General features: G+C 65.2%; 15 protein-coding genes and 2 tRNA genes. 6 read left to right on the top strand and 11 right to left on the bottom strand.

Features of this window, described 5'->3' with window-relative positions:
- Nucleotides 1-23: 23 nt before the first annotated feature.
- The 3 genes from KHO22_RS00300 to gltX form a co-directional block, all read right to left on the bottom strand.
- Nucleotides 24-99, bottom strand: a tRNA-Glu gene (locus KHO22_RS00300).
- 64 nt (nt 100-163) lie between these two features.
- Nucleotides 164-239 (bottom strand) — tRNA-Ala (locus KHO22_RS00295).
- Nucleotides 240-510: 271 nt separating this feature from the next.
- Entirely contained in the window at nt 511-1,917 is a 1,407-nt protein-coding gene (gene gltX, locus KHO22_RS00290) for a glutamate--tRNA ligase (RefSeq protein WP_211945103.1), read from the bottom strand.
- 258 nt (nt 1,918-2,175) lie between these two features.
- On the opposite strand from gltX, the gene KHO22_RS00285 reads away from it, so the two are divergent.
- Nucleotides 2,176-3,102 (top strand): patatin-like phospholipase family protein, encoded by a 927-nt coding sequence (locus tag KHO22_RS00285; protein ID WP_211945102.1) that lies wholly within the window; start codon nt 2,176-2,178, stop codon nt 3,100-3,102.
- 66 nt (nt 3,103-3,168) lie between these two features.
- Here KHO22_RS00285 and KHO22_RS00280 read toward each other — a convergent pair whose 3' ends face one another.
- The 5 genes from KHO22_RS00280 to KHO22_RS00260 form a co-directional block, all read right to left on the bottom strand.
- On the bottom strand, nt 3,169-3,855 hold the full coding sequence (locus KHO22_RS00280) for a C40 family peptidase (protein WP_211945101.1): 687 nt from the start codon (nt 3,853-3,855) through the stop codon (nt 3,169-3,171).
- A 353-nt stretch (nt 3,856-4,208) separates the two neighbouring features.
- Complete coding sequence (locus KHO22_RS00275; protein WP_211945458.1) at nt 4,209-5,843, bottom strand: ABC transporter ATP-binding protein; 1,635 nt, start codon at nt 5,841-5,843, stop codon at nt 4,209-4,211.
- 32 nt (nt 5,844-5,875) lie between these two features.
- Nucleotides 5,876-7,000, bottom strand: coding sequence for an ABC transporter permease (locus KHO22_RS00270; protein WP_211945100.1), 1,125 nt, complete (start codon nt 6,998-7,000; stop codon nt 5,876-5,878).
- Entirely contained in the window at nt 6,997-8,049 is a 1,053-nt protein-coding gene (locus KHO22_RS00265; protein ID WP_211945099.1) for a microcin C ABC transporter permease YejB, read from the bottom strand. The genes KHO22_RS00270 and KHO22_RS00265 overlap by 4 nt, the downstream gene beginning before the upstream one ends.
- Before the next feature lie 16 nt (nt 8,050-8,065).
- The gene (locus KHO22_RS00260) at nt 8,066-9,955 is read right to left on the bottom strand and encodes an extracellular solute-binding protein (RefSeq protein ID WP_211945098.1); all 1,890 of its coding nucleotides are present in this window, start codon (nt 9,953-9,955) and stop codon (nt 8,066-8,068) included.
- A gap of 220 nt (nt 9,956-10,175) precedes the next feature.
- Here KHO22_RS00260 and fabI point away from each other — a divergent pair, with 220 nt between their 5' ends.
- Nucleotides 10,176-10,961, top strand: coding sequence for an enoyl-ACP reductase FabI (gene fabI, locus KHO22_RS00255; RefSeq protein ID WP_211945097.1), 786 nt, complete (start codon nt 10,176-10,178; stop codon nt 10,959-10,961).
- An 84-nt stretch (nt 10,962-11,045) separates the two neighbouring features.
- Here the strand turns inward: fabI and KHO22_RS00250 are convergent, their stop codons facing one another.
- Genes KHO22_RS00250 through KHO22_RS00240 form a run of 3 tightly spaced genes read right to left on the bottom strand, consistent with a single transcriptional unit; the run spans nt 11,046 to nt 13,789 of the window.
- Nucleotides 11,046-11,378, bottom strand: coding sequence for a hypothetical protein (locus KHO22_RS00250; protein ID WP_211945096.1), 333 nt, complete (start codon nt 11,376-11,378; stop codon nt 11,046-11,048).
- Nucleotides 11,375-12,292: a DUF2950 domain-containing protein gene (locus tag KHO22_RS00245; RefSeq protein WP_420839562.1), complete on the bottom strand. Its 918-nt coding sequence runs from the start codon at nt 12,290-12,292 to the stop codon at nt 11,375-11,377. The genes KHO22_RS00250 and KHO22_RS00245 overlap by 4 nt, the downstream gene beginning before the upstream one ends.
- A gap of 15 nt (nt 12,293-12,307) precedes the next feature.
- Nucleotides 12,308-13,789: a DUF3300 domain-containing protein gene (locus KHO22_RS00240; RefSeq protein WP_211945095.1), complete on the bottom strand. Its 1,482-nt coding sequence runs from the start codon at nt 13,787-13,789 to the stop codon at nt 12,308-12,310.
- Nucleotides 13,790-14,353: 564 nt separating this feature from the next.
- On the opposite strand from KHO22_RS00240, the gene KHO22_RS00235 reads away from it, so the two are divergent.
- The 4 genes from KHO22_RS00235 to KHO22_RS00220 all read left to right on the top strand — a co-directional run bounded on the left by KHO22_RS00235 (nt 14,354) and on the right by KHO22_RS00220 (nt 19,434).
- Entirely contained in the window at nt 14,354-15,688 is a 1,335-nt protein-coding gene (locus tag KHO22_RS00235) for an MFS transporter (protein ID WP_211945094.1), read from the top strand.
- A 26-nt stretch (nt 15,689-15,714) separates the two neighbouring features.
- Nucleotides 15,715-16,284 carry an RBBP9/YdeN family alpha/beta hydrolase gene (locus tag KHO22_RS00230; protein ID WP_211945093.1) on the top strand — a complete coding sequence of 190 codons (570 nt, stop codon included), beginning with the start codon at nt 15,715-15,717 and terminating at the stop codon, nt 16,282-16,284.
- A 130-nt stretch (nt 16,285-16,414) separates the two neighbouring features.
- Nucleotides 16,415-17,578, top strand: a complete 1,164-nt coding sequence (locus tag KHO22_RS00225; RefSeq protein ID WP_211945092.1) for a porin — start codon at nt 16,415-16,417, stop codon at nt 17,576-17,578.
- Nucleotides 17,579-17,859: 281 nt separating this feature from the next.
- Complete coding sequence (locus KHO22_RS00220; RefSeq protein ID WP_211945091.1) at nt 17,860-19,434, top strand: GGDEF domain-containing protein; 1,575 nt, start codon at nt 17,860-17,862, stop codon at nt 19,432-19,434.
- Nucleotides 19,435-19,451 lie beyond the last annotated feature (17 nt).

The following is a 19,451-nucleotide window of genomic DNA, read 5'->3' as shown; positions in this document are numbered from 1 at the left end:
GCATTTGATTACGCCCGATATTATGGCGTCCCCTAGGGGATTCGAACCCCTGTACTCACCGTGAAAGGGTGATGTCCTAGGCCTCTAGACGAAGGGGACAGAAACTTGTCTTTCAACGCGTTCCGTCTGGAATCATCCCGAACTGCAGATAACCCCGGTGTCTTGGTGGAGCTAAGCGGGATCGAACCGCTGACCTCTTGCATGCCATGCAAGCGCTCTCCCAGCTGAGCTATAGCCCCATGGTACTTCTACTACTGCTTGCTTATTCGCCCCACGGGAAAACTTACCGTTTCAAGCGAAGCCGAGATTATATATCAACCTCGATTTTTTGCAAGCCCCTGAGCTGTCTTTTCCTCTCGCCCTGCTTTCGCAGATTCTGGCCTGACGGCCACGAGATTCTTTCCAGATTGCCCGCTTGACCTTGATTACTGATCGCGCTGCAGGGAGAAAGAGATTATGGCGAAATCCTGAGCGGAGCGCAAGCCCCCGCCAGGATTTTTCGCATCTTTTTTATGCGCTCAAGCCAGCAGCAAGGCGGCGCAGCACGGCATCGCGGCCGAACAGTTCCAGCACGGCGTCAATGGCGGGCGTCTGGAGCTGGCCGGCAACCAGCAGGCGTACCGGCATGGCAAGCTTGGGCATCTTCAGCCCGTACTCCGCCAGCACCGCCTTGAACGTGGCACTGATAGCTTCCCGCTTCCATTCGGGCAGTGCACCGAGCTGGGCCGCCAGCGCCTTCAGTGCCGGCTGGATTTCAGGCGTCAGGTGCTCGGCCTTCAGTGCCGCATCGGCTTGCGGCTCGCCACGATAGAAAAGCAGCGCCGTCTGTGCGACTTCCTTGAGCGTGTTGGCCCGGTCCTTGACCAGGGCGATCACGCCTACCAGGTCCGCCCCCTCCACCTTGCCGCCAAGCGCTTCGATGAACGGACGCGTCAGTTCGGCCAGGCGCGCGTTGTCGCCCGCTTTGATGTAGTGGTTGTTCAGCCAGGCCAGCTTTTCGGCGTTGTACTGCGCCGGCGACTTGCCCAGATGCTCGAGGTCGAACCATTCGACAAACTGCTCGCGAGTGAAGATCTCCGCGTCGCCGTGCGCCCAGCCCAGGCGGGCCAGGTAGTTCACCACGGCCTCGGGCAGATAGCCTTCGTCGCGATAGCCGGTCACGCTCATGGCCCCGTGGCGCTTGCTCATCTTCTCGCCGTTCTCATTGAGCACGGTCGGCAGGTGCGCGTAGACCGGCGTCGTGCCGCCCAGCGCACGGATGATATTGATTTGCCGCGGCGTGTTGTTGACATGGTCGTCGCCACGGATCACATGCGTGATCTTCATGTCGAGATCGTCCACCACGACGCAGAAGTTGTAGGTCGGCGTGCCGTCCGGGCGCGCGATGACGAGGTCATCCAGCTCCTCGTTCGAGATTTCGATGCGGCCCTTCACTGCGTCGTCCCACACCACGCTGCCGTCGAGCGGATTGCGGAAGCGCAGCACCGGCTTCACGCCAGCTGGCGGCTGCGGCAGGACCTTGCCCGGCTCCGGGCGCCAGAAGCCGTTGTAGCGCGGCTTTTCGCCGCGCTCGCGCTGGGCTTCACGCAGGGCGTCCAGCTCTTCCGTGCTCATGTAGCACGGATAGGCCAGCCCGCTGTCGACCATCTGGGCCAGTACCTCGCGGTAGCGGTCCATGCGCTGCATCTGGTAGAACGGGCCTTCGTCGATATCCAGGCCGAGCCATTCCATGCCTTCGAGGATCACATCGACGGCTTCCTGCGAAGAACGCTCGACATCGGTATCTTCGATGCGCAGCACGAAATCGCCCTTCATGCGGCGGGCAAACGCCCACGGATAAAGCGCGGATCGGATATTGCCGAGATGGATGAAGCCGGTCGGGCTCGGCGCAAAGCGGGTGCGGACGCGTTGGGTCATGGCGGTCGGGAACAAACAAAAAAGCCCGCGCGGACGCGCGCAGGCTGGAATATGTCGGTCCTGCATTATAGCAAGCGAAGCAGGGAGCCCTGCCGGCCAATGGACCTCGCCCGCCCGGCATCGCCACCGTCCCCAGCGGAATCATTTATGCTTCACGGAGTCACAGGAACGGCCAGTACGAAGAAATATCATCCTCGCGCCGATCCAGTCACATATTGGTTTCCGCCCGCCTCCGCCCATCCACTGGCACCCCGATTCATGCAACGACGTCACTTCCTCGGCGCCTCCGCAGCCGCCCTGCTTTCCGCCTGCTCGTTCGGCCCGCGCCCTGCTGCGCCGGCAAACCCGGTGGCCATGCAGCCGGCACCGCGCCCCATCAAGATCGGCCTGGCGCTGGGCGGGGGCGCCGCACGCGGCTTTGCCCATATCGGCGTGATCAAGGCACTGGAAGCCCAGGGCATCCACCCTGACCTGGTCACCGGCACCAGCGCCGGGGCGGTGGTCGCAGCGCTCTATGCCACCGGCATGAGCGGCTTCGAGCTCAACAAGCTCGCGCTGACCATGGACGAGGCAGCCATCGCCGACTGGGCGCTGCCCTTCGGCAGCCGTTTTGGCGGCTGGCTCAAGGGCGAGGCGCTGCAGAACTATGTGAACCGCCTGGTTTCGAACCGCCCGATCGAGGCCATGAAACTGCCGCTTGGCATTGTGGCCACCGACCTCAAGACCGGCGAGCGCATCCTGTTCCGGCGCGGCAATACGGGACAGGCTGTACGCGCGTCCAGCAGCGTGCCGGGAGTGTTCCAGCCGGTCTCCATCCAGGGCCGGGACTATGTGGATGGGGGACTGGTCGAGCCGGTTCCCGTGGATTCGGCACGCAGCATGGGCGCCGACTTCGTCATTGCCGTTAACATCTCGGCGGACCCGTCCAGCCAGAAGAATGGCGGCCAGAGCGGCGTGCTCCTGCAGACGACGACGATCATGGGCCAGTCGATCAACAAGATGGCACTCGCGCGCGCGGACGTGGTGATCCGCCCCGAACTGCCCGACATGGGCGGCAGCGATTTCAATGCACGCAACCGCGCGGTACTGGCCGGCGAACAGGCCACTGCCGCGATGATGGCCACGTTGCGCCAGCGGCTCGAGCAGGCCCGCTTGCGGCCGGCCGGCACCGTGGCAGCGCAATAACCGGGCGATCCCGACAAACAAAAAGGACTGCCGAAGCAGTCCTTCCTTGTTGCCTGCAGGCCTGTTTCAGCCGCCGTACAGCGTACGCGCAGTGGCGTTCGGGTCGAATCGCTTGAGCGTCTCGACCATGTTCCCGAGGTTGTCGCCGCGGTTCGAAGACTGGCCGTCCTCGATACGGCGGGCACCGTTGTAGCGCGTCACCCAATAGGCGGCGCGCATGTCGTCGACGCGGATCTTGCTGCCCGTGGACGGCGCATGGACGAACTTGTTGTCGCCAATATAGATGCCAACGTGCGAGAAGGTCTGACGCATGGTGTTGAAGAACACCAGATCGCCCGGGCGCAGGTCATTGACAGCCACATTGGTGCCAACCTGGCTGATTTCGACGGAACGGCGCGGCAGCATGAAGCCGAAGGTGTCATGGAACACGTAGCGGACAAAGCCGCTGCAGTCCAGGCCGGATTCCGGGCTGTTGCCGCCGAAGCGGTAACGCACGCCAATCAGGCCAAGCGCGTTCATGACCAGGTCGCCAGCCTTGCTGGCGACGTTGCTGGTGGAATTCACGACCGACGACAGCAAGCCGCGCTTGCCTTCCACATGCGTGTCCGCGCCCATTTGGGCCGAAGCATCGATGCGGGCATCGGGGTCCTTGAAAACCGTATCCGCCAGCACTCCATTCGACACAGTCGCACCGCAGGCAATGGCAATCCCGGCGGCAACGCGTGCCAGGGAATGAAGTACCGATCGCTGCATTGGTTCTCCTGATGAATCGTTCGAATCATCCCCATCACGCCGCACGAATAACGCCGGCGAGGATGGTGATGCCTGAATCATTGCGGGGATGACCATACGCAAGAAGCGCGCCGGTCACAAAAGGCACACAGCCGTGCATGGCTCGTCCTAAAGCGGACGAGCGACCACCCCAAAAATAGTCCTCGCGGGATGGTATAGGCTTGGCACACCGCTGTCAAAGTTCGTTACAAATTTGACGGAAAGGGCTTTCCAATCAAAGACCTACTTCAGTTTCCGCATCTGGAATGTCGCTTTCCGCATGACAGTCGCGTGACACCGCCCGAAGGCGGTGCGCTTACTGCACGGCAATGGTGTCAGGCGGCACCAACCTGGGCAGCCGCCATCAGCTTGCGCGTATACGGATGTTGCGGCGCGCCGAGAACCGACTCGGTTTCCCCCGCCTCCACCACCTCGCCCGCCTTCATCACGATGACCCGGTGCGCCATGGCGCGTATCACCGCGAGATCGTGGCTGATAAACAGGTAGCTAAGGTTGTACTTGTGCTGCAACTGGGAGAGCAGCCCGAGCACCTGCTGCTGGATCGAGACATCGAGCGCCGAAGTGGGCTCGTCGAGCACAAGCACCTGCGGCTTGAGGATCAGCACCCGGGCGATGGCGATGCGCTGGCGCTGCCCGCCCGAGAATTCATGCGGGTAGCGGCCAAGCGCCGTCCGGTCGAGCCCGACTTCACGCAGCGCCTCGATGACCTGCTGGCGCATGGCCTCGCGAGACAGGCCCGGCTGGTGCAGCCCCAGCCCCTCGCCGACGATCTGCTCGATCGTCATGCGCGGCGACAGCGACCCGAACGGATCCTGGAACACCACCTGCATGCGCGAACGCAGGTCGCAGCGGTCCTTGCGCGTGGCGCCGTCGAAGCTGCGCCCAAGGAAATGGATGGTGCCCGCGCTCTTGCCCTGCAGCGCCAGCACCGTATGGGCCAGCGTGGTCTTGCCCGAGCCCGATTCCCCGACGATGCCGATGGTCTCGCCCTCGCGCAACTGGAAATCGACGTCCTTGACGGCCGCGAACTGGTCCTTGCCGAACCACCCCGCCATCCCCTTGCGCTTGCGCGAGTAATTGACGCAGAGCCCGCGCGCCTCCAGCAGAGTCGGCGCCAGCGGCACGAGAGGCAGCACCTCGCGGCGCGGCCGGCTGTCGATCAGCTTGCGCGTATAGGGATGCTGCGGCGAGGCAAACACCTGCGCGGTCTCGCCGGTCTCGACCATCACGCCCTTCTCCATGACCCCGACTCGCTGGGCAAAGGAGCGCACAAGGTTCAGGTCATGGGTGATCAGCATCACCGCCATGCCGAATTCGGTCTGCAGGTCGCGCAGCAGGTCCATGATCTGCGCACGGATGGTGACGTCGAGCGCCGTGGTCGGCTCATCGGCCAGCAGCAGCTTGGGGCGACAGGCCAGTGCCATGGCGATCATGGCGCGCTGGCGCTGGCCGCCGGAAAGCTGGTGCGGAAAACTGTCGAAGCGATGGGCCGCGTCGCTGATGCCGGTGCGCTCCAGCAAGGCAATGGCGCGCTCGCGCGCCGCGCGCCGATCGAGCCCTTCATGCAGCGCCAGCGTCTCGACGATCTGGTTGCCGATCGTGTAGAGCGGATTGAGCGCGGTCATCGGCTCCTGGAAGATCATGGCGATCTCCGCGCCGCGGATGGCGCGCATTTCCCGTTCCGAGACGTCGAGCAGGTTGCGGTCCTGGAAACGGATCGCCCCATGGTAGTGGGCGTCCTCCACGAGGCGCAGCATGGCCAGCGCGGTAACCGTCTTGCCGGAGCCTGACTCGCCCACCAGCGCATAGCGCTCGCCGGCGCGCAGGTCGAAGCTGACTTCGCGCACTGCGCGCGTGGCATCGTCACCATGGCCGAATGTGACCGAGAGCTTGTCCACGCGGATCAGCGTGTCACCCGTCGACGGAGATGGCGACGGATCGGCCGGCATGGCGTCCGTTTCGCGGAGCTTGGGCACCACGTTCATGGCGTTGCCCCCGCGGGCGCACCGGCCGGCACCTTGGGCGCCACGCGGCCGCGCAGCGCGGCCAGGCCCAGGCGCGTGTCGAACGCATCGCGCAGCGCGTCACCCATGAACGTCAGCAGCAGCAAGGTCACCACCAGCACGGTGAAGGTCGACAGCGAGATCCACCAGGCGTCCAGGTTGCCCTTGCCCTGCGCCAGCAACTCGCCCAGGCTGGGTGTGGTGGGCGGCACGCCCAGGCCCAGGAAGTCCAGGCTGGTGAGCGCCAGGATCGCCGCGCTCATGCGGAACGGCAGGAAGGTGATTACCGGCGTCAGGCTGTTGGGCAGGATATGGCGCCACATGATCTGCACATTGGACAGGCCCAGCGCGCGCGCCGCCTTGACATAGTCGAGCGAGCGGTTGCGGTAGAACTCCGCGCGAACGTAGTCCGATAGCCCCATCCAGCCGAACAGCGACAGCAGGATGATCAGCAGCGCAAGGCTGGGCTCGAAGATCGACGCGAAGATGATCAACAGGTACAGCTCCGGCATGGAACTCCAGATTTCGATGGCCCGCTGCGAAAACAGATCGAAGCGCCCCCCAAAGAAGCCCATCAGCGCGCCGGTCAGGGTACCGATCAGCACGCCGAGCACCGTCAGCGCCATTCCGAACAGCACCGACACGCGGAAGCCATAGAGCAGGCGCGCCAGGATGTCGCGCCCACGGTCATCCGTGCCAAGCCAGTTCTCGGCTGACGGCGGCGCCGGGTTGGGCTCCTTGGCGAAGTAATTGAGCGAGTCGTACGAATAGTGGTTCAGCGGGAACACCGCCAGATTGCCATTCGAGGTGATGCGGTCGCGGATATAGGGATCGAGGTAGTCCGCCGGCGTGGCGAAATCGCCATCGAACGTGGTTTCAGGATAGACCTTGACGATCGGGAAATACCAATCGCCCTTGTAGCGCACCACCAGCGGCCGGTTGCTTGACAGGACCTCCGCGCACAGGCTCAGCACGAAGATCGCCACGAACAGGATCAGGCTCCAGTAGCCCAGGCGATTGCGCCGGAAGCGCTGCCAGGCCCGCTGGCGCGGCGACAGCGAGTGCGGCAAGCCGTTCGGCACCGCTTGCGGGAATAATTTCATCGGTGCAGGGCCTCGAAATGGATGCGCGGGTCGACCAGCACGTAGCAGACATCGGAAATCAGCCGGGTGACCAGGCCGATTAGGGTGAAGAGGTAGAGCGTACCCAGCACCACCGGATAGTCGCGCCGAAGCACGGCCTCATACGACAGCAGGCCGAGCCCATCGAGCGAAAACAGCGTTTCGATCAGCAGCGATCCGGTGAAGAACGCGCCGATGAACGCGGCCGGAAACCCGGTCACCAGCGGGATCAAGGCATTGCGGAACACATGCTTCCAGAGCACACGGTGCTCCGACAAACCCTTGGCCCGCGCGGTCAGCACGTACTGCCGGCGGATCTCGTCCAGGAAGGCGTTCTTGGTCAGCATGGTCACCACGGCAAAGCTGCCCACCACCGACGCGGTAATCGGCAGCACCAGATGCCACAGATAGTCCATGACCTTGCCCATCAGCGACAACTGGTCCCAGTTGTCGGAAGTCAGCCCGCGCAGCGGGAACCACTGGACGAAGGTGCCGCCGCCGAACAGCACCAGCAGCAGCACGCCCAGCACGAAGCCCGGGATGGCGTAGCCAACCAGCACGATCATGCTGGTCACCACGTCGAACCGGCTGCCGGCGCGGATCGCCTTGGAAATCCCCAGTGGCACCGATATCAGGTAAGTCAGGAAGAAGGTCCACAGTCCGAGGCTCACCGAAACCGGCAGCTTGGACTTGACCAACTCCCACACGCTGCGGTGCTGGAAGTAGCTTTGGCCGAGGTCAAACTGCGCAAAGCGCTTGAGCATCAGGAAGTAGCGCTCGATCGGCGGCTTGTCGAAGCCGTAAAGGGCCTGGATTTCCTTGATTTTCTCTGGATCCACGCCGCGGCGGCCGCGGTACTCGGCACCGCCGCCGCTGGCTTCGCCGCCACCGCCGCCGCGCCCCTTGAGTTCCAGCATCATCTGTTCGACGGGCCCGCCCGGCACGAACTGGATGACGGCGAAGGTCAGCGTAATGACCCCGATCAGCGTCGGGATCATCAGCAGGACGCGCTTGAACAGATAGGCAAGCATCGGCTGTCCCCTTTCTTCAGCGAGCCGCGGATGACGCGACCGTATCGGTGCGCCACCAGTTGCTCAGAATCCAGCCTTCTGCCGTGTAGTAGTAAGGCAGGCGGTCCCTGGGGTAGCCCAGCTCCTTGCGGTAAGCCACCCGATGCGAGGCACTGTACCAGTTCGGCACGATGTAATAGCCATGCATCAGCACCCGGTCCAGCGCCCGACCCGCAGTGACGAGTTCATCACGCGTATTGGCGTGCAGGACATTGTCCACGAGCTGGTCAACCTGCGGCGACTTCAACCCGAACAGGTTGTCCGATCCCGGCGTATCGGCCGCCTCGCTCGAGAACCGGTCGCGCAGTTCGTTGCCTGGGCTCTGCGAATCGGGGTAGCGGATCGATACCATGTCGAAGTCGAAATCCTCGAGCCGCTTCTGGTACAACGCGTAGTCGGTGGTGCGCTGGTGGACCTGGATGCCGAGCTTCTCGAGATTGCGGACATAGGTCGTGATCACCCGGCTCATGGCGCCGCCGTCATCGAGGAATTCGAACACCATCGGCTCGCCCTTGGCGTTGCGCAAGGCGTCATCCGTGTACGTCCAGCCGGCCTGCGCCAGCAGCCGGCGTGCCTCGCGCAGATTGTCCCGCAGCGAGCGCGGCGCATTGGTGGTTGGCTGCACGACATCGGGACCAAAGACCTCCGACGGCAGTTTTGCCTGCATCGGATCCAGCAGCTTCAGTTCGCCCGGCCCGGGCTTGCCGTCAAAGGTCGCGCTGGCCGCCAGTTCGCTGTTGGAGAACCAGCTATCCAGCCGCTTGTACGCGCCGTAGAAGAGCTGGCGGTTGAGCCATTCGAAATCCAGCGCGAGGATCAGCGCCTGCCTGACCCGCACGTCCTTGAAGATGGGCTTGCGCATATTCATGACGAAGCCCTGCATGCCCGCGCCGTTGCGGTGCGGGAACTCCGTCTTGATCAGCTCGCCCTTGCTGAAGCGGGTGCCCTGGTAGCTCTTGGCCCAGTTCTTGGCACGATATTCGACGATCGCGTCGAACTCGCCGGCCTTAAAGGCTTCGAGCTTGGCGGTTTCGTCCTTGTAGAGCCGGTACACCACGCGCTCGAAGTTGAAGGTGCCGCGCCGCACCGCCAGCTTCTTACCCCAGTAGTTCGGGTCGCGCTTGAAGATGATGCCGCGGCCCGCATCATAGCGGTCGATGATGTACGGGCCGCTGGCCACCGGTTCTTCAAAGGTCAGCTTTTCGAACGAGACCGTCTGGGTCCACTTCTTCGAAAACACTGGCAGCGACCCGACGATCAGCGGCAATTCGCGGTTGCGCTGCTTGAAATCGAAACGCACGCTGCGCTCGCCCGTGACCACCACGGACTTCACGTCCGTGCACATGCTGCGGTAGCCCGGACTGGACGCCTTGCTCATCAGCATGTCGTAGGAATACTTCACGTCCGAAGCCAGGACCGGGTCCCCGTTGGAGAAGCGCGCCTCGGGACGGATATGGAAGACAACCGACAGTTCGTCCGGCGCCACCGTGATGTCGTCGGCGAGCAGGCCGTAAGAGCTGGCGGTTTCATCGGCGCTGCTGATCAGCAGCGACTCGAACATCAAGGCGTTGAGCCCCGGCGCGGCAGTTCCCTTCAGGGTGAACGGATTGAATTTGTCGAAGCTCGTGCGGCGGTCCGGATTGGCGAGCGTCAGGGTGCCGCCTGTCGGGGCATCCGGATTGACATAATCAAAATGCTTGAAATCGGCGGGATATTTGAGATCCCCGTGCAAGGCAAAGCCATGCTCCGCATTCGCCGTTGCGGGAACCCCCGCCGCCAGCGCCAGCGCCAGCCCGACCCGCAGTACCGCATCCCGACGGAAGCACTGCCATGCCGCCTGAAGCGGCCAACGTGCTTGAATAGGCATCCCGCTGGATTCCTCCAATATGACCTCTGGGGTCCGGCGTTCTGCGGCCGGGCCAAGTTGTGAGACAATTTTACATGCGTTCGGGTAGGCTCCAGCCATCCGGACATTCCCTCTACACGGCGCAATAAAATGGCCGTCTGACACCGAGGGCATGCCCCCGGCCGCAGGGCCGACGCAGAAAGCGTGCCCCATACACCACCTTGACCACCTAGGAGAATTCATGGGATTTCTGGCAGGAAAGCGGATCCTCATCACCGGCTTGCTCTCGAACCGTTCGATCGCCTATGGCATCGCATCGGCCTGCAAACGCGAAGGCGCCGAACTCGCCTTCACCTACGTCGGTGAACGGTTCAAGGACCGGATCAGCGACTTTGCCAAGGAATTCGGCACTGACCTCGTCTTCGAATGCGACGTCGCCAGCGACGAGCAGATCGCCGCGACCTTCGCCGGCCTGGGCCAGCGCTGGGAAAAGCTCGACGGTCTGGTGCACTCGATCGGCTTCGCCCCGCGTGAAGCCATTGCCGGCGATTTCCTGGACGGCCTGTCGCGCGAAGGCTTCCGCATCGCGCACGACATCTCCGCCTACAGCTTCCCCGCGCTGGCCAAGGCTGCGCTGCCGATGCTGGCGGACAATGCCTCGCTGCTGACGATGACCTACCTCGGTGCCGAGCGCGTGGTCCCCAACTACAACACCATGGGCCTGGCCAAGGCCGCGCTGGAAGCGAGCGTGCGCTACCTGGCGGCCTCGGTCGGTCCGCGCGGCATCCGTGCCAACGGCATCTCGGCTGGCCCGATCAAGACGCTGGCCGCATCCGGCATCAAGGACTTCGGCAAGCTGCTCAGCGCCTTCGAGAACACGGCCCCGCTGCGTCGCAACGTGACCATCGAGGAAGTCGGCAATGTCGCAGCGTTCCTGCTGTCGGACCTTGCCAGCGGCGTGACTGGTGAAATCACTTATGTCGATGCCGGCTTCAATGTCGTCGGCGCGATGCCGGCCGACGCGTAAGCGGCGGCCCGCCTACCGGCCCTGAAGGGGTGCCAGCGCTTGCTGGCGCCCCTTTTTCATTGGCAGCGGCTGCGGGCAACCGCTTCACCGGCCCATGCGCTGGTCGTAGCGACTGGAGATACGTCCCAGCAGGCCCGGATCCCGCGAATCGCTCGAATCGAACTGCACCCGCACCGAGCCGTCGGCCTGCCGCAATACGCTGGCCCGGATCACCGTGTTGCCGAAATTGCCCGCAATCGATCCGCTTGCACGATCCTGCACGCTGACTGCCACGCCCTCATCCCGCATGGCGCCCGCCGCGGCATCGAACGAGCGATCGAAACTCGCCGGCGCCATCGCCGGCGCGCCATAGTAGGTGCATCCGCTCTGCAGGGCCATCAGGACGGCGGCGAGCACCGCGAGGAGGATGCGGTTCATGGCGCCACCTTGGTCCAGCCGGATCCCGGATCGAATGAGGTCGTCGCTGCCGCCTTGGTTGCGGTATCGCTGCCGAGGTCACGCTCGAAGACTTCGCCCGAATGGCTGACCATGAAGGTCTTCACCCCGGTCTGGCCATAGCGGACCGGCCAGGCGATCACGGCGAATCCGCCGAACAGCTTGCCGCGCACCTGATAGTCGAAGGCCCCGCCCGGGGCACTCGCGCCCTGCTTCGTGAGCAGCTTGTAGTGGTAGCCGTAGTAGCCTTCCGCCCCGGGGGTGCGCTTGCCGGCGGTCAGGAACGCCTCGCCCAGCGGACTCGGCTTCTCTCCCGGATGGGTGGGCCAGTACAGGCCGTCCTGCTTGCCGGGCGAGCTGGCCAGCTTCGAGGCGTAGGCGAGCACGCCGCTGCCGTCGTGATCGACCTGCGCATACTCGGACTGGGCATCATGGATGGCCAGCAAGGTCTGCATGACGGACAGTTCATTGCGCCCGATCTGGCGCGCCCGCATTTCCTCGAGGCCGGCGGCCGTGTCGAAGCGCCAGCCCTGCGCGGTCTTGATCAGCGGGACCGGCAGCGTCCATCCATCCGTGCCGACGGCAATCCGCGCGTGCTGGTCATCGACGGCCTGCACCGCGTGGGACGCACCCCACGCGGTCAGGAACCGGGTACGGATATCGGCTCCGACAGGTGGAATCAGCTTCTGGAACCTTTCACCGAAGATCTTCTTCATGGCCGCGTCGTCGCTGCTTTCGACCGCAGCCCCAAAGGCGGCCATCGCTTCATCGGCCGTCGCGAAGTTTTGCTGCGCGTGCGCGAACCCTGCAGTACCGGCCACCAGGGCCAGCGCGACGGCAATCCGGCGGCACCGGGCCGCAAACGACATACCGGAAAAGACAAGTGGCTTCATCATGGCCGTTCTCCCCGTTCAGCGCCTGCCACCACCACCGCCGCGACCGCCGCCACCACCGCCGCGACCGCCACCGCCTCCGCCACTGAATCCTCCGCCCCCGCGTCCACCGCCGCCTCCGCCACTGAATCCTCCGCCCCCGCGGTTCGCCGGCGACGATTGCAGGCTGCTGCGGCCGCGATCGAAATCACGCTGCGACGCGCCGCCGCTGCCAACGCCCTGGAAGGCGCTATCGCGACCGCCGCCCCGATTCGCGGTCGATGCGCGGTTTCCGGCACCGGCCGTGGCGCCGCGATTCCCGGTGCCGGCGCGGTCCGAAACACCGGCACGATCGCCGGCTCCACCGCGGTCACCCGCGCCACCGCGGTCACCCGCGCCACCGCGATCACCCACGCCGCCGCGGTCACCCACGCCGCCGCGGTCACCCACGCCGCCGCGATCGCCGACACCACCCCGATCGCCCACGCCGCCGCGATCGCCGACACCACCGCGGTCACCTACGCCGCCGCGATCAGCGACCCGCTGCCGGTCTCCGGCACCCTCACGCCCGCGGAAGTCATTGCGCCGATCGGCACCGGGCACATTGCGGCCGAATTTCTCGCGCGAGGCATTGTCCCGGTAGGCCACGCCCTTGCGGTGGCCAGCGTCGTGCTGCCACTTGCCGCCCTGTACCTTGGTCCGGTCGAAGTTGCGGTCGATATTGGTAGCGCGATTGACGTTGACATTGACGTCTCCACCACCCCAGTTGCAGCCGCCGAAGATCGCCCCCGCCGCCGCGAGGCCGACGCCCCATGCGAACCCGGTGGCCAGCGCGGCGCCCGGATAGTACGCCGGATACGGCGGCCAGTACGTCGGCGGATAGGCCGGGTATCCCCATGACCCATACACCACGGCCGGGTTGTAGGACGGCACGTAGATGACTTCCGGATTGGCCGGTTCGATCTTGACGATGGTCTGCCCCGGCTGCCCGGATACCGCGACGGTCACCTGCTGCTGCTCGTTCGACTTCAGGTTGCCAGTCTGCTGCGCCTTCCCGCGCAGCCGCTGCACCGCAGCCAGCACGTCCGCTTCCTGCGCCAGGAAGGCATCCCCGAGCTTCTGGGTCCAGTCGAGCTTGTCGTTCATCGGCTCCAGCGCCTGCGGGAATGCGACCAGCGACTTGACGCTGACATCCCACGGCTGGTCGGCCACGGCCTTGACCGCATCATCGCCCTTGACCTTGGGGTTGGCCTTGACCCAGCGTGCCGCCTGCACGATTTCCAGCGGATAGGTGGATGCCATCAGCACCTGCGAAAGCACCGAATCCGGGTACAGCGCAATGGGCGCAACCAGCGCCTCCAGTTCCTCGGGCTTGAACGTGGGCGCCTGCGCTTGCGCCTGGGCAGGCGCCGGCGCAGGCGCCTGTTGCTGCTGCGCGACGGCCTCGCCCGCGCCAGACACCAGGCAGGCAACAAGCACGCCCCAGACCGCTGGGACCCGGCCCTTTCCCCGAATACTCATGGCGACTCTCCCCCGGCTGAAATCAGCGCAATGCAAGAGGCACGTTGATCGTGCTGTTGCGGACCGTCAGGGCAGCACGAGTGACGGTCACGATACGACGATAGTGCGTCGCGGCCACGTTTGCAATTTCTACGTCAACAAGTCAGCGCGCTTCCCACTCCACTCCGGCGCCGCTCTCTGCGCGCCAGCGTGCGATGGCGCTCACGGAATGCCCCGGAAGGATGACAGATGCACCGGTGGAACCCCGCGGCCCGCCAGCCATCCGGCCAAGCGTCCGACGCCTGCCTAATATGGGGTGAACACCGGACCCTTTGCAGTGCCGCCAGCCTCGACGGAATGCCTTTTTTCGCACAAAAGGGACGGTCCTGGCGGTCGTTCTACGCGTTTTCCCCGACTGTCCCGAGATGCAAACAGGTTGTCCCGCATAGTCAAACCGCGACCTGCCAATCCCCGATACTTCGCCAGTCGCGACCGGAGCCGTTCAAGTGCCCCGGGCAACCAGCGGCGGCGCCGTGCGGCCACTGCCGCAAGCGATCGAGTCTTACAGAAAGAAGAGAGGCATCCATGCTTGGACAACATTCCACCCACCCCACCATGCTGACCGGCAAGCCGGCCGCGACCGCGTCGCGCCTATATCCGTGGCTGGTGTTCGCGCTGAGCTTTGGCCTGCTGCTGTCGGACTACATGTCGCGCCAGGTGCTCAACGCCGTGTTCCCGCTGCTGAAGGCAGAATGGGCCCTGACCGATACCGAGCTGGGCGCACTGGGCGGCATCGTCGCACTGATGGTCGGCCTGCTCACTTTTCCGCTGTCGATCCTTGCCGACCGCTGGGGTCGCGTCAAGAGCCTGACGCTGATGGCCGCGCTCTGGAGCCTGGCCACGCTGGGCTGCGCGCTGGCCAACAATTTCGGCGAAATGTTCATCGCCCGCCTGTGTGTCGGCATCGGTGAAGCCGCCTACGGCAGCGTGGGCATCGCCGTGGTGCTGTCGGTATTCCCGCGTCACCTGCGCGCCAGCCTGAGTTCCGCATTCATCGCCGGCGGCGCCTTCGGTTCGGTGCTGGGCATGGCAGCCGGCGGCACCCTGTCGGCCCATTTCGGCTGGCGCTGGGCATTCGCTGGCATGGCGATCTTCGGTCTGGTGCTGGTGGTCATCTATCGCGCTCTCATCACCGAGCCGCGCCTGAAGGCTCAACGCCTCGCGCTCGGCGAGGACGCGCCCACCGAGTCGCACCGCGAGAGCCTGGCCCTGCGCCCGCTGCTGTCCGCCCTGTTCTCGGCACGATCCATCCTCTGTGCTTACGTTGGCAGCGCGCTGCAACTGCTCGTCATGGGCGCCCTGCTTGCGTGGATGCCCAGCTACCTGTCGCGCTACTACGGCATGGCGACCGATCGTGCAGGCATGACCGCTGCCGCCTTTGTCCTGGCAGCCGGCGTCGGCATGGTTGCATGCGGCGCGCTGACCGACTGGGTCGCCCGCCGTTCCCCTGCCCGCAAATGGCTGATGGCGATTGCCTATAGCCTCGCCTGCTGCGCGCTGCTGGCCGTGGCGTTCCGGCTGCCCGCCGGCGCCGCCCAGCTTGCGCTGATCGCAGCCGGCATGGTGCTGGTCGGCGGCACGGCTGGCCCCGCCAGCGCCGTGGTGGCCAACCTGACCCATCCGGCCATCCACGCCACCGCATTCGCCACGCTCACGCTGGCCAACAACCTGCTGGGCCTGGCGCCGGGCCCCTTCGTCACCGGTGTGCTCGCCGACCGCATCGGCCTGCTCGGCGCGCTCCAGTGGATTCCGCTGACGGGCCTGCTCGCCGCGGCGTGCTTCATCGCCGGCCGCCGCTACTACACCGCTGACCTGCAGCGCCTGGAACACCAGCGCAACGCCCAGCAAGCCGCCAACTGATACCTATTGGATTATCTGGAATTCCGATGAGCCTTACCCCCGACACCACCGTCCTGCTGGTTCCCGGTCTGCGCGACCACGTGGCCGAACACTGGCAGACCCTGCTCCAGGCGCAACTGCCGAATGCCCGCTCCGTGACGCCGCTGGAACACGACAAGCTGAGCCGCGCCGCCCGCGTCGCCGCGCTGGACGCCGCGCTGGCGCAGATCGACGGCCCCGTGGTGCTGGTCGCCCACAGCGCCGGCGTGATGATCAGCGTGCACTGGGCCGCGCAGCACCACCGCAAGATCCGCGGCGCCCTGCTGGTGACACCGGCCGATCTCGAAACGCCGATGCCGGCCAGCTATCCGCAAAAGGAAGCGCTGGCCGAGCATGGCTGGCTGCCCGTGCCGCGCAAGCCGCTGCCCTTCCCCAGCATCCTGGCCGCGAGCCGCAATGACCCGCTGGCGACGTACGAACGCGCCACGCAGATGGCAAGCGACTGGGGCAGCCAACTGGTCGACCTCGGCGAGGTCGGCCACCTCAACCCGGCAGCCGGTTACGGCCCGTGGCCGCGTGCCACGGAGCTGATCGACCAGTTGCTCCGCATGTGCTGACGGCGAAGACAAGAAGCCGGTAGCGGACCGCACGGTCCCGCGCCGGCCACCCCCGATGCAGTACCCCGCAGTACCCATTCCGACGGGAATACCCGCATTACAACCAAAGGAAGAAACGGAGAATTGCCTCATGAAACTCAGGAGCATGGCCCTGGCCACTTTGCTTGCCTGTTCGGGAAGCGCTTTTGCGCAATCCAACGTCACGCTGTACGGCGTCGCTGACATCAACATCGAATACGCCAACCACGTCGGCGCCATCCCCCAGGCTGCCAACCAGTTCAACTCCGGCCCGGCCCACAACGTCTACCGCATGAATTCGGGTGGCGTCTCCGGGTCCCGCTGGGGTCTGCGCGGCACCGAGGATCTCGGCAACGGACTGAAGGCACTGTTCGTGCTCGAAAACGGCTTCAGCCTGGATTCCGGCACGCTGCAGCAAAGCAGCCGCCTGTTCGGTCGCCAGGCGTACGTCGGCGTGCAGAGCGCCACCCTCGGCCAGGTCACGCTCGGCCGCCAGTACACCTCGATGTTTGAAGCGCTCGCCAATTTCGTGCCGGGTGCCTATGCCACGCAGTACGAGCCGGCGGCGCTTCTGACCGGCGCGAACTTCCGCGAAGACAACACGATCAAGTACACGGGTCAGTTCGGCCCGGTAACCGCACTGGCCCACTGGTCGTTCGGCACCGGCCTGGCCCTGCCGGCCTTCATCGGCGTGGCAACGCCGATCGGCGGCAACGGCGAAGTCCCGGGTCAGTTCCGGCGCGACAGCGCCTATGGTGCGGCCCTGGCCTACTCGGCAGGCCCGTTCGGCGTGACCGCCGGCTACGACCAGTGGAATCCGACCATTGGCACGGGCAACGGCACGGCCAAGAAGGCTGTGATCGCTGCAAGCTATAGCTACGGGCCGGCCAAGGTCATGGGCGGCTATCGCTGGGGCCAGAACAAGAATGCGGCGGACGTGCTGATCCAGCGCGACGACTTCTACTGGATTGGCGCCGCCTACCAGGTGACGCCTGCCGTCGCACTGTCCCTCGAGTACGACTACGACAACCTGAAGAACAGTTTCGGCAATACCGGCCTCGCCAACCCCTGGCAGGTCGCGTTCATTGCGAACTACGCGTTCTCCAAGCGTACCGATGTGTACCTGAGCACGGCTTACGCCAAGCACGCCGGCCTGGCAATGGATTCGGTATCCAACTTCTTCGCCACCGGCCTTTCCACGGGCAACAGCTACGCGCTGGCCAATGGCCAGAACTCGATGCTGGGTGTGGCCCTGGGTATTCGCCACAAGTTCTAAGCCGACTCAAGAAAGCATGCTCGTTGCGGCTGTGTCGGGGAGCGATCCCCGCGCAGCCGTTTTTTTATGGCCCGGGCCCGCAGCAAAAGGAATCGCCAGGCCAATGGCCGTGTGTCCGCAACCCTGCAAAGAAAGAGCCAGCGCCCGCTTGCCGGCAACCCGCCGACCGCCAGCCCTCTACCGAGGTGTGAGCGAGGCGTGAATGGCCAAAGGCCGATCTATAATGGGCGCCACCATACAGGCCGGGCGACGTACGATGCCCCTCGGGCCAGCCGCGACCCATGCCTTCCTACCCTCTAGTCCTTTGCCTGACCATTGCCGTAGTCGGTGCCGTGGGCATGATCCTCACTGCCCTGCCGCGGCGCGATGATCCCACTGTCAGGGCATTCCTGACGCTGGCGGCCGGCGTGACAATCTGGAGTGGCGGGCGCTTGCTGGAAGTCAGCTCGCCGGAACTGGACTGGCGCATCCTCTGGGCGAAGATCCAGTACTTCGGCATTGTTGCGGTACCGATCGGCTGGCTTGTGGCCATGGTGCACCTGAGCCGGCCGCGCTACGTGGTGCCGTGGTCGATCCTGTCGCTGCCGTTGCTGGCGGCAGTCCTGACGCTCGCGCTGGTCTTTACCAACGAATACCACCACTGGATCTGGACACGCATCACGCTTTCGCCGCCCGGCGTTGCGCCGGGGGCGGTGTTCGAGCACAGCCTGGGCTATGGCCTGGTTGCGGCCTGGACCTACGGACTTCTGGCGCTCAGCCTGTACTTCCTGCTTACCGCGGAAGTGCCGAACGACGCGCTGTCGCGACGGGGCCGCAATATCCTTGCCGGCGCCCTGCTGCTGCCCCTGACGGTGCATGTGGCCTACCTTCTGCGCTGGACCGGCCCGCTGGGCGGCGACCTGACGCCCGCCACCTTCTCGCTGATGGCCGTGCTGGTGTGGTTCTGCGCCCTGCGCACGCATCTTGGCGACATCGGCCACTACGCGCGGCTGCGCGTGTTCGACGCCCTCGGCGAAGGCTGCGTGATCCTGAGCCCGGAAGGCATGGTGGTGGATTTCAATCCGGCGGGCGCGCGGCTGCTGCCGGAGATCGCGCGGAACCGGCCAGCGCCCTCGGCGCTGGCAGGCGTTCTGCATGAGACTGCCGGCAGCGCGGGGCCGGTCGTGCCGCCCGGCATGCCGTTCGAACTGTGCGCCGAAGCGGTCCGGCGCATGGACGGCAAGCGCATCGGCACCCTGGTCTTCCTGCGTGACATCACCCGCTACCGCGAGCGCGAACTTGCGCTGACCCAGCGGCTCGGCCAGACCCAGGCCCAGCTTTCGCGCATCCAGGCAGACCTGGACGTCGACGCGCTGACCGGCAGCCCCAACCGCCGTTATTTCCAGCGCGAAGCGCACGCCGCCGCCGAGCGCGCGTTTGCACACGGCAGCCCGTTGGGCCTGATGATCCTCGATATCGACCGGTTCAAGCAGTTCAACGATCTCTATGGCCATCCGGTGGGCGACCAATGCCTGCGGCAGGTGGCAGGAGCCCTGATGAATGAACTGGCCGCTGGCCAGTTCTGTGCGCGCCTGGGCGGAGAAGAATTTGCGGTGGTGTTGCCCGAAGCCAGCCCGCAGGAAACGCACGCGGTGGCGCAGCGGCTGGTCGCGGCCGTGCGCCGCCTGGGCATCCCGCACCACGGCACGCCGACCCAGCCGATCGTTACGATCAGCCTGGGCGCGGTCTGCGCGGTTCCCGAGATGCCGGGGATCGACACTCTCCTGAACCGCGCCGACAGCGCCATGTACCAGGCCAAGCGCACCGGCCGTGACCGCTTGGTGCAGGAGCAGGCTCCCGGCGTACCGAGTTCCTGAGGCTCCTGCGTACGATC

This window comes from Cupriavidus yeoncheonensis (assembly GCF_905397275.1).
Lineage (GTDB): Bacteria > Pseudomonadota > Gammaproteobacteria > Burkholderiales > Burkholderiaceae > Cupriavidus > Cupriavidus yeoncheonensis.
The sequence above is the reverse complement of the archived record's forward strand: the minus strand, read 5'-3'. Positions and strand labels throughout refer to the sequence as shown.